This window comes from Mangrovimonas sp. YM274, assembly GCF_030908385.1.
Taxonomy (GTDB): domain Bacteria; phylum Bacteroidota; class Bacteroidia; order Flavobacteriales; family Flavobacteriaceae; genus Mangrovimonas_A.
This window is the reverse complement of the sequence record NZ_CP133091.1, coordinates 1,003,902-1,017,785: the sequence shown is the minus strand read 5'-3', so window position 1 is coordinate 1,017,785 and position 13,884 is coordinate 1,003,902. Positions and strand designations below refer to the sequence as shown.

Below are 13,884 nucleotides of genomic sequence, written 5' to 3'. Positions count from 1 at the left end.
GCTGACATTTATAATCAGCGCCTTTTTTTACAACTTATGAATCAGGGTTCTACAAGCTATTTTAGTGTTCGTTTATAAAACCCTATCTTTGCCGACTTTTAGTAGAAACAAATCAAGAAACTCGGTTTAAAGATGTTCAAGAACTTTACCCAAAATCCTAAAAACGACATTTTCGCTGGTATTACAGTATCATTGGCGATGATTCCCGAAGTGGTTGCCTTTGCCTTCGTGGCACAGATAGACCCCTTGGTAGCATTGTCCGGTGCCTTCATTATTGGATTGATCACCGCAATTTTTGGTGGAAGACCAGGATTGATCTCTGGCGCAGCGGGAGCTGTTGCCGTTATTTTTGTTCATCTTATTTCTGAAGGACATGCCAAAGGAATGTTGTTTGATACGCCTGTTGAAAATATGGGCTATTTCTATCTATTGGCTGCCGTCATTTTAATGGGAATTATCCAAATAGCGGCTGGTGTGTTTAAATTGGGGCGTTTTGTACGCTTGATACCGCACCCCGTAATGATGGGATTTGTAAACGGATTAGCCATCGTAATTTTTTTGGCACAAGTCCGCATGTTCTCTCACAAACAATTGGAAATTGGGGCCGATGGCCTAAAAAAATATATTGACATCCCAATGCAAGGCATGGAACTTTACACGATGCTAGGCCTTGTTGGACTTACGATGGCCATTATTTGGTTGTTGCCTAAAGTGACCTCCAAAATCCCAGCGGCCCTAACCGCAATTCTTGTTACCACGGGTATTGTAGTGTTCTTTAACCTTGATGTGAGTACTGTTGGTTCTTATATCGTAGAAGGGGGAGGTGAAGGCCTAAAAGGCGAGTTCCCGACTCCAAATCTTGAACTTTGGCAAAACCTACCTTTCAATTTAGACACTCTGAAATTTATCCTTCCATATGCTTTTTTAGCGGCATCTGTGGGGCTTATTGAATCATTGATGACCATGAACTTGGTGGATGAACTTACAGAAACCAGAGGAAACGGAAACCGTGAATGTGTAGCTCAAGGAGCAGGGAATATTGTAAGTGGTCTGTTTGGAGGCACTGGGGGTTGTGGTATGATTGGACAAACTGTCATTAACATTAATGCAGGCGGAAGAGGACGACTTTCCGGAATCATGATGGCCTTAACATTGTTGACCTTCATCCTATTTACCGCGCAATATATTGAGCAAGTACCAATTGCTGCTTTGGTAGGGGTTATGTTTATGATGGTTATTGAAACTTTTGCTTGGTCCAGTTTTAGAATTATCAGAAAAATCCCTGTGGCAGATGCCGCTGTATTGATTATTGTATCGGCGGTAACCGTTATTTTTGATTTGGCAATTGCGGTATTTATTGGAGTTATTTTATCGGCTTTGGTATTTGCGTGGAAAAATGCCACCATGATTAGAGCTCGTAAACGCATGCAACCGGACGGTACCAAAACTTATGAAATTTGGGGACCTTTATTCTTTGGGTCCATTCAAAATTTCAACGAGAAGTTTGATGTAAAAAACGACCCTGATAACGTAGAAATTGATTTTGTGGAATCTCGAGTAAGCGACCACTCTGCTTTGGAAGCCATCACAAATTTGGTGAACAAATATGAAGCTGAAGGGAAATCCATCAAACTAAAACACTTAAGCGAAGATTGCAAAACCTTGCTATATAAAGCCAATCCTAAATTTAAAGATGTGGTGATTGAAGACATCGACGATCCTAGATATTATCTGGCCGCCGATCCAGAGAAATTTACTAAACCACTCTCAGAATACAACCTATAAAAGAAAAGCGACTCAATCGAGTCGCTTTTTTATTTTTAATATTCCAATAACTGAATAATTTTCTCTTTCACTTTTTCTGTAGACGGAATCATGGTCTGCTCTAAAGTACTGTTCAATGGAATGGCTGGCATGTTTTCACTACCAATGGTCATCACAGGTCCATCCAAAAATTTAAAACATTCCTCCTGAATTTTCCCTGATAAAGCCCTAGCAAAACTATTGTTGGAAGGCTCCTCAGTAACCACCAAACACTTACCGGTCTTCTTCACCGATTTCATGATGGTCTCTTCATCCAAAGGATATAGCGTACGTAAATCAATCACTTCAATTTGGTCTTGCATCCCCAATTCTTCCGAAGCATTCATCGCCCAATGCACTCCCATTCCATAGGACACAATTGTTAAGGTTTCAACCTCCTCCTGTTTCCATATTTCCTGAAGTACCCAAGCTTGCCCAAAAGGCAACACATAATCCTCGGCAGGCTCCACCGAAGTAGCTCCTTGCGTTCCTTTTACCTTACTCCAATACAATCCTTTGTGCTCAAAAATAACCACTGGATTTGGATCGTGATAGGCTGCCTTCATCAACCCTTTTAAATCGGCACCATTACTTGGATAGGCAATTTTAATCCCACGGATATTGGTTACCACACTCTCCACAGAAGACGAGTGGTAAGGTCCTCCACTACCATAAGCTCCAATAGGCACCCGTAAAATCATACTTACAGGCCATTTTCCATTGGACAAATAACAGCTTCTACTTACTTCGGTAAACAACTGATTCAATCCTGGCCAGATATAATCGGCAAACTGAACCTCAACAATAGGTTTTAAACCAACGGCGCTCATCCCAACCGTAGATCCCACAATAAAGGCCTCCTGAATAGGCGTATTGAACACACGATCGTCTCCAAACTTTTGAGCCAAGGTAGCAGCCTCACGGAACACACCTCCCAATCTTCCTCCAACATCCTGTCCGTACAACAAACACTCCTGGTGCTGTTTCATCAATTCTTCCACCGCAAACAAAGCACAGTCTACCATCACAACCTTTTCGGCCCCTTTTGGTGTACGCTCTCCTTTTTCTTCGGTGATTGGTGCGGCAGCAAAATCGTTTGTAAACAAGTCTTCCGGTTGCGGATCTTCGGCTTGTAGGGCTCTTTCATAATCGGCTTCAACTTTTGCTTTCGCAGCAGCTTCTATTTCCTCAATTTCTTCTGCAGAAAATCCATGATCCAACAATTGCTGTTTCAACACAGGGTATGGATCTCTTGTTTTGGCTTCTTCCAAATCATCGCGATACCATTCCATTCTCACCCCAGATGTGTGGTGATTCAACAACGGTACTTTGGCGTGCACCAAAAAAGGTCTACGTTCCTTACGAATGGTAGCAATTACCTTTTCAATAGCCTCGTAACTCTCAATAAAATTGGCGCCATCAATAGAAATGGCTTCCAAACCATTAAACCCTTGGGCATATTCAAAAGCACTTTGGGCACGGGTCTCCGCTTCATTGGCGGAAATATCCCAACCATTGTCCTGCACCAAATACAGAATTGGCATTTGCTTTAAAGCTGCCATTTGAAAGGCTTCGGCAATTTCTCCTTCGGTAACCGAGGCATCTCCCAAACTACATACCGAAATAGGTGCGTCATCCGAAAGCTCTACATCACCAAGAACAGGATTTTTCAACCCTTGCTTTTCCAAATATTGCATCCCCATAGCAACACCTGTTGCAGGAATGGCCTGCATACCCGTTGCCGAAGACTGGTGAGGGATTTTGGGCTTATCCAAATCCTTTAAACTAGGGTGCGAATAGTAAGTTCTTCCCCCAGAAAATGGATCGTCCTTTTTGGCTAGTACCTGTAGCATTAAATCGTATGGCTGTAATCCAAACGAAAGCAACATGGCATCATCTCGGTAATATGGAAAGGCATAATCCTGCGGTAATAATTGCATCCCTAAAGCCGTCTGTACCGCCTCATGCCCTCTTGATGTTGCATGTACATATTTGGAAACGACCTTAAAATTGGCTTCGTACAATTCGGCCATGGCTTTGGCCGTACATAAATTTGAAAATCCTCTTTCTAAAATATCCTTGTTCATTAAACTAATTCCTTTTCAATTTTAATGATCCAGTTAAAAGGATCTTCAATCTTTCCTGTTTTGATAGCATTAAGCGTATCGTTCACATCCAAACCAACAGGGCTTTCATCGGAAACATGGATTACCTCATCTCCCATTCCAATTTCCTGGATATAGGCAATTCCTACAGCCGTTCCTGTTCCAAAAGCCTCCTCCAAAGTTCCTAATTTCGCAGCTTCCTTGATTTCATCTATGCTTATTGGACGCTCCACCACTTCAAAACCTTTAGCTTTTAAAACATCCATCACACTCATTCTGGTGATACCGTCCAAAATGGCTCCATCGCGTTTTGGTGTGATAAATTTCCCATCTATTTTGAAGAAGATGTTCATGGTACCCACCTCCTGAATATATTTATGCTCCACAGCATCCAACCAAAGTACTTGATCGTAACCTTTAGCCTTGGCAAGTTCTGTTGGCCTGATCGCCGCAGCATAATTACCCGCGGCTTTGGCTTCTCCCGTTCCCCCTTCAACAGCTCTCACGTACTTTTTCTCTGCCCACAACTTGATACGTTTGCTAAAAAACGGACCTGACGGCGATGCCATGATAATGAACTTGTAATGGTTTGCGGCACGCATTCCAATAAAAGGTTCATCGGCGTACATAAATGGGCGTAAATACAAAGCGCTTCCTTCGGCTGGCGGAATCCAATTATGTTCCAAAGCAACCAACTGCTTCAAACCTTCAATAAATAAATCTTCAGGAAAATGAGGCATTCCCATTCTATCGGCACTGGTATTTAAACGAGCGGCATTCTTGTCGGCACGGAATAATCTTGGGCAACCATCGGCGCCTACTGTTGCCTTCATACCTTCAAAAATGGCCTGTCCATAATGCAAGGCCATAGCGGCTGGATGAGTTGCTATGGGAGCCAAAGGCTCTATCCTTGGGTTAACCCACTGCCCATTTTCATAATCACAGATAAACATGTGATCGGTGAAGGTGGTTCCCAAAGGGATATTGTTAAAGTCTACCGTATCAACTTTCGACTTTTCTACTGTTGTTATATGTATGTTATAAGACATGACTTATATTTTTCTATTCGTATCAAACTGTTCAAAATAATCGGCTACGCGACGTACAAAACTACCTCCCAAATAGCCATCAACCACGCGGTGGTCAAAAGACAGGGAAAGGTACATCATGCTTCTAATAGCAATTTCATCGCCATTTTCGGTTTCGATGACTTCAGGACGTTTTTTAATAATCCCCAAAGCTAAAATGGCTACTTCTGGCTGGTTAATAATTGGCGTTCCCATAACGCTTCCAAAGGTTCCCACATTGGAAATCGTAAAGGTGCTTCCCTTAATATCGTCACCTCCCAGCTTATTTTCTCTTGCCTTGCCTGCCATTTCATTGACGTTTTGAGCCAGCGTTTGCAAATCCTTGGTATCGGCATTTTTCACTACAGGAACAATTAAATTTCCTGAAGGCAGTGCAGTTGCCATCCCAATATTGATATCCTCCTTTACAATGATGTTTTTACCATCCACCGAAGCGTTGATATTTGGAAAATCCTTAACAGCCTTGGCAACAGCTTCCACAAACAAAGGTGTAAAGGTCAATCGCTCTCCGTACTTTTCCTGGAAGGCCTTTTTATTGTCATTGCGCCATTGCACCATATTGGTCAAATCGGCCTCTACGTAGGCAGTCACGTGTGGGGACGTGTGCTTTGAATACACCATATGGTCGGCAATCATTTGACGCATACGATCCATTTCAACAATCTTTCCTTTTCCTTTGTCAAAACTTAACTGCGGAATGCGATACGCTGTTGGATCTTGAACTACAGGCTGCGCAAACTTATAAGGTCTGCCTTCTTGGATATAATTGAAGACATCACTTTTTCGTAACCTGCCTTCATGACCAGTAGCAGGAATTCTTGAGAGTTCCTCAAAACTGATATGGTGTTCCCTTGCAATTTTTTCTACCAAAGGCGAAAAAAATGTATTGGTGTTATTGACCGAAAAACTAGCCGTATCAATTACTGATGGCTGTATATTCTTTACTTTTTTAGGTTGAGAATTCGTTTCCTTTTTGGATGTAACGGTCTTTGGCTTATCAGATGTACTCTTCGTATTTTCAGAAGATTTTACCGCTTCGGAAACTTCCAAAACAGCAATCACCTCTCCGACTGGCACCACATCTTTAGCTTGGAACATGGTTTTCACCAAAGTCCCCGAGCTCGTTGCTGGCACTTCATTGTCAACCTTATCTGTAGCAACTTCTAAAAGAATATCCCCTTCCTCAAAGCTATCCCCTTCATTCACCAACCAATTGATAATGGTTCCCTCTGTTATACTTTCGCCCATTTTGGGCATTTTCAATTCGAATTTCGACATTCTTATGAACTAATGTTTGTTAGTTTATTAAACTTACTTTTTCATAAAATCACGAAGCGTGTCATAGGCACCCTCCTGAACTTTCATGTTTTCTGGAATCTCCCTTAAAGGTGCAACCTCCTTCAAACTCTCATGGCAATCTGCAGGTAATTGCTGATACAATTGCGTCCCTTTGGTCTTCCATGCAATCATGTCATCGGAAACTTCCTTGACAACTTTGGCTGGGTTTCCAACAACAAGACTTCGGTTTGGAATGATGGTTTCTGCCTTTACAAAGGCCATAGCACCAACGATGCATTCATCCCCTATTTGGGCATCGTCCATAATGACACTGTTCATCCCAATCAAGCAATTTCGTCCCAAATTAGCACCATGAATCACGGCTCCATGACCAACATGGGCACTTTCTTTAAGTGTAATTGATTTCCCCGGAAACATGTGCACCGTACAGTTTTCCTGAACGTTCACACCATCTTCCAAAATGATTTGTCCCCAATCGCCACGAATGGCAGCTCCAGGACCTATATAGCAGTTTTTCCCAATGATAACGTTTCCGGTTACGGCAGCCAAAGGGTGCACAAAACTACTTTCGTGTACTACTGGCGTATATCCTTTAAAACTGTAAATCATGGTTTACTTAAAACGTTTCAAAATTTCCTTTGTAAACTCGCCCAACACCAAACGTCCACTAATCGCAGCACGTTCCGAAAGCAATTCATCCCAATGCTCGGTTCCTTGCCAGAACATAGTTTTCATTTCTTTCATGGCCTCTGGATTGTAAGTACACAAATTTTCAGCCATAGCTTTTATCGCTTCATCCATGTCTTGAGTCGTATCAAAAACCTGAGTAAACAAACCTTTGTCTGTAGCCCATTCTGGAGAATAAAAACTATTAGCATCCATAGCAATTTGCGACATGGCACTCACGCCCATTTTACGCTCTATGGCAGGACCAACCACAAACGGACCAATCCCGATATTAAGTTCGCTTAGTTTGATTTCGGCGAATTTGGTCGCCATACAATAATCAGTTGCTGCTGCCAGACCAACACCACCACCAACGGTTTTCCCTTGAATACGCCCAATGACAAACTTTGGACATTTGCGCATGGCATTGATTACATTGGCAAAGCCAGAAAAGAATACCTTTCCTGTGGCATCGTCATTGATATTGATCAACTCCTTAAAGCTTGCTCCAGCACAAAAGGTTCTATCGCCTCCACTTTTAAGAACGATGACCTTAACATCATCATTATTTCCTGCATCGGTAATAGTTTGGGCTAAATCGGCCAATACATTTCCTGGCAACGAATTATGTTCTGGGTGAAAAAACTCCACATACCCTACATGATTCTCGATGCTTAACTTTACGTATGGACTATTTTCCATCTTCAATTTCTTTTATAATTATATCAATCCGAATTGCTCGAAATGATGATTTAAATGTTTTCTCTCCAATAAATACCACTCGTATCTATTCAACTCTCCAAAAACAACATTTTTGGTTTTAGCTTCTGGATGTTCTTTAAAATAGGCCAAATAGGCTTCACGAGCTTCTTTCAATTTATCTTTAGCCTCTTCTAAACTGGCATATTTTAAATCGGTAATTCGAGATCTTTCTGCCAATGGAAAATCATAACCACTTGGCATTTTATCATAATTATATAGCGTGGCGTGCACTTTTTCCAAAATCTTTTCAGGTGTCGCTATATCAAAATCCTGAATTTCCCCAGAAGCAATTCTGTAGGTATATTCCAAATGCTCCAACATTAACTGAGGTGTTAAATTCCCCCACTTTGCTTTATCCTCTTCGGTAAGCTTATTGATACATTCTGCAATTTTAGCTTCGGTCATTTCCACCAAAGTTTCTTGTTTCTTCTGAACCATGGTCAAAATGGTTGCAAAAGCCACCATTTCATCATTATTGGCATCAAATACCTCAACAAACCATTTTACAATCCCACTAGGATGCTCGGCTCCTGCCACATCGCGATCTACTTTTTGCTTACAAGTCAAGCGAACATATACCGTATCGTTATGGTACAAGGGGCGTAGGAAGCGACATTCTTCCAAACCGTAGTTTGCTGCCACAGGGCCTTTGTTTGGATACACAAACAATCCCGCTGCTGCGGAAATGATAAAATATCCATGGGCCGTGCGTTTTTCAAAAATGCTTCCATCGAGCGAGGTGATGTCTGTATGGGCATAAAAATGGTCCCAAGTCAAATTCGCAAAATTGATAATGTCGGTATCTGTAAAGGTTCGTTTATGGGTTTTAAGTGACATTCCTGGTTGGATGTCTTCCCAATGGTATTTAAACGGATGCTGCTCTGCTTCCTTATAGGCCGCTTTTTGCTGATATATCCCTGTTATTTCTGTCAAAGTAGTTGGTGAGCCCTGAATTGCGGTACGCTGCAAATAATGTTTGATACCTCGCATACCTCCCATTTCTTCGCCACCTCCGGCACGTCCTGGACCACCGTGAACCAAATATGGTAATGGAGAACCGTGTCCCGTACTTTGTTTGGCACTTTCACGATTCAACACTAATATTCGGCCATGATGCGAAGCTGCATTTATCACATATTCCTTCGCAATCTTATCATCATTTGTCGCTATGGAAGACACAAGAGATCCTTTCCCCATTTGGGCCAAAGTAACCGCTTCGTCCATAGTTTTATATGGCATTATGGTACTTACCGGACCAAAAGCCTCGCGTTCGTGAACCACCGTGTTTTGCAACGGATTATCCGTACGGAACAATACTGGGCTAATAAACGCTCCTTTCTGGGCATCGGCGCCAATGGTGTCCAATGTATCTAAATTCCCGTATACCATTTCTGCTTCCTTGGCAATATCCGAAATGGAATTCTTCACGGCTTCCACCTGTTGTTTGCTCACCAAAGATCCCATTCTCACGTCTTTCAACCTTGGGTCTCCTATGGTAACTTTATCCAGCGCTTTTCCTAAGGCAATCTGCACATCCTCCACAATACCTTCAGGCACAATGATACGACGGATAGCCGTACACTTTTGTCCTGCTTTCACTGTCATTTCATTTCGAACTTCCTTTATGAACAGATCAAATTCTGGAGTCCCTGGCACAGCATCTTCCCCAAGGATAGAAGCATTCAAAGAATCTGCCTCCATAGTAAATGGCACAGCCTCCTGTATCAATCTAGGATGGGCTTTTAACAAACGTCCCGTTGCCGCAGACCCTGTAAAGGTCACCACATCTTGAGACTCTACCGTATCCAATATGGATTTTACGGTTCCGTTAATAATTTGTAAGGCTCCCTCAGGCAAAATACCAGAGGCTATGATTTCTCTAGCTACAGCCTCTGCCAAATAAGATGATGATGGGGCTGGCAACACGACGGCAGGAACCCCTGCCATCCAATTTACCGCACACTTTTCCAACATTCCCCAAACTGGGAAATTAAAGGCGTTGATATGTACCGCTACCCCTTTTTTAGGAACCATAATATGGTGTGCCATAAAACGGCCTCCACGAGATAAATCGATTGGGTCCCCTTCAACGTGATAAGGTTGATTAGGAAATAATTTTCTTAAAGACGCATTAGCAAAAAGATTCCCAAAACCTCCTTCAATGTCTATCCAACTATCTATTCTAGTAGCTCCTGTACGGTAACTTAATTCGTAAAATTGCTCTTTGCGTTTGGTAAGATATAAGGCCAACTTTTTAAGCATGTTCCCACGCTCTTGAAACGTCATTTTCCTAAGAATCTCCCCCCCCTTGGTTCTTCCGTAGTTTAATATTTCTGGAATGTCCAAACCTTCAATGGCAACACTGGTAAAAGCTTCCCCTGTAATAGCATCTAAAACCGGAATTCCTTCTTCTTTACCTTCGGTCCATTGACCTTGAACGTAATGTTGTATTTTTTTCATATTACACTCTTTCAATAATTGCTGCGTAACCTTGCCCGACACCAATGCACATGGTCACCAAAGCGTAACGCTTATTTTGTTCCTGTAATTCCAATGCTGCCGAATAAGCGATACGTGCGCCTGTCACTCCCAGTGGATGTCCTATAGCAATAGAGCCTCCATTTGGGTTCAATCTAGGGTCGTCGTCAGCCAATCCCCAAGCACGTGTACATGCCAAGGCTTGGGCTGCAAAAGCTTCATTAAGTTCAATAATATCCATATCGTCCATGGTTAAACCTGCTTTTTCTAAAGCTTTATTGGAAGCCTCTACGGGACCAATGCCCATAATGCGGGGCTCAACGCCGACCACTGCCGAACTTACAATTCTAGCCAATGGTTTAAGGTTGTATTTTTCAACCGCTTCTGAAGATGCAATGATTGTTGCAGCTGCTCCATCATTCAATCCAGAGGAGTTCCCAGCTGTGACGCTTCCATCCTTTTTAAAGGCCGGACGCAATTTTCCCAACACTTCCATAGTGGTTGTTGGTTTTACAAATTCATCTTTTAAAAACAGAATCGGGTCCTTTTTGCGTTGTGGAATTTCAACCGTCATTATTTCTTTTGCCAATCTCCCATTTTCTTGGGCTTTGGTCGCCTTCATTTGGCTCCAGTTGGCAAACTTATCTTGATCTTCACGGGAAATGCCGTGCAGTTCTACCAAGTTTTCTGCCGTATTTCCCATACCATCTGTTCCATACATCTCGTGCATTTTTGGATTTACAAAACGCCATCCAAAACTGGAATCGTACATTTTGGAATCCGTTCCAAAACCTGATGACGGCTTTGAAACTACCAAAGGTCCACGTGTCATATTTTCAACACCGCCTGCAATAAAAATGTCGCCATCTCCAGCTTTTATCGCTCTATTGGCATGAATAATCGCCGACAATCCTGAACTGCACAAACGGTTCACCGTTTCTCCCGGCACCGTATATGGCAAGCCAGCCAACAACAAAGACATTCTCGCGACGTTGCGGTTGTCTTCCCCGGCTTGATTAGCACAGCCCAAAATCACATCATCGTAAGCCTCTTTTGGAATGTTTGGATTTCGTTTGACTATTTCTTCAATTATCAAAGCCCCTAAATCGTCCGTTCTCACAGCCGACAAAGTGCCTTTGTAACTTCCTATTGGAGTACGAACTCCATCTATGATATATGCTTCTTTCATATTTATGGCCACAAAAGTGGGTATCTTTTCAGTTTAATTCTCACTAAAGTGTGAATTCTATTTACTATTATATTTTTTCTCATTCCTAAACAATACTGTTCTGTTTAGGTTTCGATATTTCTTTTGAATTAAGAGATTCCTGCCTTTGCAGGAATTCATTCCCATTCTTTTTGAGTGCGATACACCACACCTTTGAACAGTGCTACCAATTCATCGCCTCGCTTTACTTCAACAATATTGAAGCCTAATTTGTTATTTACTTTTTCTATCACGGACTCCGCTACCAAATAATCACCCTCGTTTAAGGCTTCGATATGATTGATACTGGTTTCAATGGAAACCGAAAATCTACCATGGGTATTTGCTGCAAAGCCAAAGGCTGTATCTGCAAGCGAATAACTAATGCCTCCATGTGCTTTGCCCATGCTGTTGAGCATTTCCTTTCTAACGGTCATCCCTACTTTGCAGCGACCAATTTCGCATTCCAAAATTTCTATGCCCAACCAAGTACTAAACGGATCTTGGTGCAACATTTTGTGCGGTATTTGTTCGCCCTGCATTAAAAAAAGCTTTTGTTTTCTTTGTTCATTTTACGCAATAATGGACTGCACCTGTAACGATCTTCATGATACTCGTTATAAAGCTCATCCAACTTGGCCACACACCAAGCGATTCCTTTTTCATGGGCCCATGCCAACAGACCTTTAGGATAATTTACCCCTTTGGTCATGGCATTGTCAATATCTTCTGCAGAGGCTATGTTTAAAAACAAAGCATCCGCCGCTTCGTTGATCAGCATCACCAAGACACGGTCAAAAATCTGCTGGGCCAATGCTTTATCCTCTGTTGGAGCAGGCATTTCAACTCCTTCGGAATAATCGTAATAACCCTTCCCGGTTTTTCTACCTAAATACCCTGCTTCACTCAAACGCTTTTGCGTAAAAGACGGTTTGTATCTAGGATCGAAATAGAAAGATGTAAATACTGTTTCTGTTACGGTATAATTAACGTCATTCCCTATGAAATCCATCAACTCAAAAGGCCCCATACGGAAACCTCCAGTGGTTTTTAAGCTCCAATCAATGGTTGCAAAATCGGCAATCCCTTCTTCATAAATTCGCAAGGCTTCCCCATAAAATGGACGGGCTACACGATTCACAATAAATCCTGGGGTATCTTTAGCAACCGCCACGGTTTTATTCCAATCGGAAATGGTTTTTACCGCCAAATCCAAAACGTCCTTGGAAGTTTGCACGGCAGGAATCACCTCTACCAACTTCATCAGCGGCGCTGGGTTAAAAAAGTGAATTCCAATGCAACGCTCTGGCTTTTGAAGCGAGGCCGCAATGGAAGCTATGGATAAAGAAGAAGTGTTTGAGGCGATGATACAGTCATCTGCCACATAGCTTTCCAATTCTGAAAAAACCTTTTTCTTGATGTCCAAATTCTCAACAATCGCTTCAATGGTAAGGTTGGAATCTGCCAATTCCTTTAAGGTATCCACATATTGTATATTGCTTTGAATCCTCAATTTTTCATGAGTATCAATGCGCCCCTTTTCCACTAATCTGGTCAATATTTTTTCCAATGACAATCTTGCTTTTTCCAAAGCTGCTTCATTGGTATCATATAATTTAACGGTACATCCTGCAGTGGCCGCCACTTGTGCTATGCCACTCCCCATGGTGCCGCTTCCTATGATTCCTACGTTCATTTACTTTCCTTTAAAAGTTGGTTTTCTTTTCTCTACAAATGCAGAAACCCCTTCAGCATAATCCTCGGTTCCCGCAGCTTCAATTTGATATTTTGATTCCAAAGCCAACTGCTCTTCCAAGTTGTTGGTCAAGGATTGATTCAAACTTTTCTTGATCAATCCCAAAGCTTTGGTTGGCATGTTTGCCATTTTTAAGGCCAGTTTGGATACTTCTTCCTCAAAACTTTCTAATGGCAATACTTTATAAATCATCCCTAAACGCTCGGCTTCTTCTGCAGGCACTTTATCTCCCAACATAGCCAAGGCAGACGCCTTTTGGAAGCCAATCAATCTTGGTAAAAAGAAAGTCCCGGCACTGTCTGGAATCAAACCAATCAAACTAAAAGCCTGAATAAAGCTTACCTGCTCATGGGCTACCACAACATCACAAGCTAAAGCTATATTGGCACCTGCTCCAGCAGCTACGCCATTTACAGCACCTATAATCGGTTTTTCTATATGTCGAATTCGGGTGATGATTGGATTGTAGTGTTCTTCCAATATTTTCTTGAAGCCAGGGTTCAATTCTGGTGAAGTAACTTCCTTTAAATCCTGTCCCGCACAAAATGCCTTTCCGTTTCCAGTCAACACAATGGCTCTTACCTCTTCATTTGTTTCACAATTATCCAGAGTCTCTTGAAGTTTCAAGGCCATTTCGCGATTGAAACTATTGAATACTTCTGGACGGTTAAGTGTGATATAGGCTATATTATTTTCAATTTTCAATTCAATTGAACTCAT

The 13,884-nt window shown here is 42.0% G+C and carries 11 protein-coding genes; 1 reads left to right on the top strand and 10 read right to left on the bottom strand.

All coding sequences use genetic code 11. The annotated features are described in order from the left end of the window. The first annotated feature begins 132 nt into the window (after positions 1 to 132). The gene (locus tag RBH95_RS04430) at positions 133 to 1,785 is read left to right on the top strand and encodes a SulP family inorganic anion transporter (RefSeq protein ID WP_307901513.1); all 1,653 of its coding nucleotides are present in this window, start codon (positions 133 to 135) and stop codon (positions 1,783 to 1,785) included. Positions 1,786 to 1,820: 35 nt separating this feature from the next. Here the strand turns inward: RBH95_RS04430 and RBH95_RS04425 are convergent, their stop codons facing one another. The 10 genes from RBH95_RS04425 to RBH95_RS04380 all read right to left on the bottom strand — a co-directional run bounded on the left by RBH95_RS04425 (position 1,821) and on the right by RBH95_RS04380 (position 13,884). Continuing rightward, positions 1,821 to 3,890, bottom strand: a complete 2,070-nt coding sequence (locus RBH95_RS04425; RefSeq protein WP_307901512.1) for a thiamine pyrophosphate-dependent enzyme — start codon at positions 3,888 to 3,890, stop codon at positions 1,821 to 1,823. Next, complete coding sequence (locus RBH95_RS04420) at positions 3,890 to 4,957, bottom strand: branched-chain amino acid aminotransferase (protein WP_307901511.1); 1,068 nt, start codon at positions 4,955 to 4,957, stop codon at positions 3,890 to 3,892. Before RBH95_RS04420 ends, RBH95_RS04425 begins: the two co-directional genes overlap by 1 nt. Before the next feature lie 3 nt (positions 4,958 to 4,960). Next, positions 4,961 to 6,244: a dihydrolipoamide acetyltransferase family protein gene (locus tag RBH95_RS04415; RefSeq protein ID WP_374047811.1), complete on the bottom strand. Its 1,284-nt coding sequence runs from the start codon at positions 6,242 to 6,244 to the stop codon at positions 4,961 to 4,963. 63 nt (positions 6,245 to 6,307) lie between these two features. Further along, on the bottom strand, positions 6,308 to 6,904 hold the full coding sequence (locus RBH95_RS04410) for a transferase hexapeptide repeat family protein (protein WP_307901509.1): 597 nt from the start codon (positions 6,902 to 6,904) through the stop codon (positions 6,308 to 6,310). 3 nt (positions 6,905 to 6,907) lie between these two features. Beyond that, positions 6,908 to 7,663 carry an enoyl-CoA hydratase/isomerase family protein gene (locus RBH95_RS04405; protein WP_076663287.1) on the bottom strand — a complete coding sequence of 252 codons (756 nt, stop codon included), beginning with the start codon at positions 7,661 to 7,663 and terminating at the stop codon, positions 6,908 to 6,910. Positions 7,664 to 7,681: 18 nt separating this feature from the next. After that, positions 7,682 to 10,183 carry a phenylacetic acid degradation bifunctional protein PaaZ gene (gene paaZ, locus RBH95_RS04400; protein ID WP_307901508.1) on the bottom strand — a complete coding sequence of 834 codons (2,502 nt, stop codon included), beginning with the start codon at positions 10,181 to 10,183 and terminating at the stop codon, positions 7,682 to 7,684. Position 10,184: 1 nt separating this feature from the next. After that, complete coding sequence (gene pcaF, locus RBH95_RS04395) at positions 10,185 to 11,390, bottom strand: 3-oxoadipyl-CoA thiolase (RefSeq protein WP_307901507.1); 1,206 nt, start codon at positions 11,388 to 11,390, stop codon at positions 10,185 to 10,187. Between the two features lie 155 nt (positions 11,391 to 11,545). Then, positions 11,546 to 11,950: a PaaI family thioesterase gene (locus RBH95_RS04390; protein WP_053978431.1), complete on the bottom strand. Its 405-nt coding sequence runs from the start codon at positions 11,948 to 11,950 to the stop codon at positions 11,546 to 11,548. Then, positions 11,950 to 13,104 carry a 3-hydroxyacyl-CoA dehydrogenase NAD-binding domain-containing protein gene (locus RBH95_RS04385; protein ID WP_307901506.1) on the bottom strand — a complete coding sequence of 385 codons (1,155 nt, stop codon included), beginning with the start codon at positions 13,102 to 13,104 and terminating at the stop codon, positions 11,950 to 11,952. The genes RBH95_RS04390 and RBH95_RS04385 overlap by 1 nt, the downstream gene beginning before the upstream one ends. After that, complete coding sequence (locus RBH95_RS04380) at positions 13,105 to 13,884, bottom strand: enoyl-CoA hydratase-related protein (RefSeq protein ID WP_307901505.1); 780 nt, start codon at positions 13,882 to 13,884, stop codon at positions 13,105 to 13,107. It abuts the gene before it with no gap.

What these genes read in the sequence shown, in the direction of transcription:
- RBH95_RS04430 (WP_307901513.1), top strand. Translation starts at nt 133, where the DNA reads ATGTTCAAGAACTTTACCCAAAATCCTAAAAACGACATTTTCGCTGGT.
- RBH95_RS04425 (WP_307901512.1), bottom strand. Translation starts at nt 3,890, where the DNA reads ATGAACAAGGATATTTTAGAAAGAGGATTTTCAAATTTATGTACGGCC.
- RBH95_RS04420 (WP_307901511.1), bottom strand. Translation starts at nt 4,957, where the DNA reads ATGTCTTATAACATACATATAACAACAGTAGAAAAGTCGAAAGTTGAT.
- RBH95_RS04415 (WP_374047811.1), bottom strand. Translation starts at nt 6,244, where the DNA reads ATGGGCGAAAGTATAACAGAGGGAACCATTATCAATTGGTTGGTGAAT.
- RBH95_RS04410 (WP_307901509.1), bottom strand. Translation starts at nt 6,904, where the DNA reads ATGATTTACAGTTTTAAAGGATATACGCCAGTAGTACACGAAAGTAGT.
- RBH95_RS04405 (WP_076663287.1), bottom strand. Translation starts at nt 7,663, where the DNA reads ATGGAAAATAGTCCATACGTAAAGTTAAGCATCGAGAATCATGTAGGG.
- paaZ (WP_307901508.1), bottom strand. Translation starts at nt 10,183, where the DNA reads ATGAAAAAAATACAACATTACGTTCAAGGTCAATGGACCGAAGGTAAA.
- pcaF (WP_307901507.1), bottom strand. Translation starts at nt 11,390, where the DNA reads ATGAAAGAAGCATATATCATAGATGGAGTTCGTACTCCAATAGGAAGT.
- RBH95_RS04390 (WP_053978431.1), bottom strand. Translation starts at nt 11,950, where the DNA reads ATGCAGGGCGAACAAATACCGCACAAAATGTTGCACCAAGATCCGTTT.
- RBH95_RS04385 (WP_307901506.1), bottom strand. Translation starts at nt 13,104, where the DNA reads ATGAACGTAGGAATCATAGGAAGCGGCACCATGGGGAGTGGCATAGCA.
- RBH95_RS04380 (WP_307901505.1), bottom strand. Translation starts at nt 13,884, where the DNA reads ATGAGTTCAATTGAATTGAAAATTGAAAATAATATAGCCTATATCACA.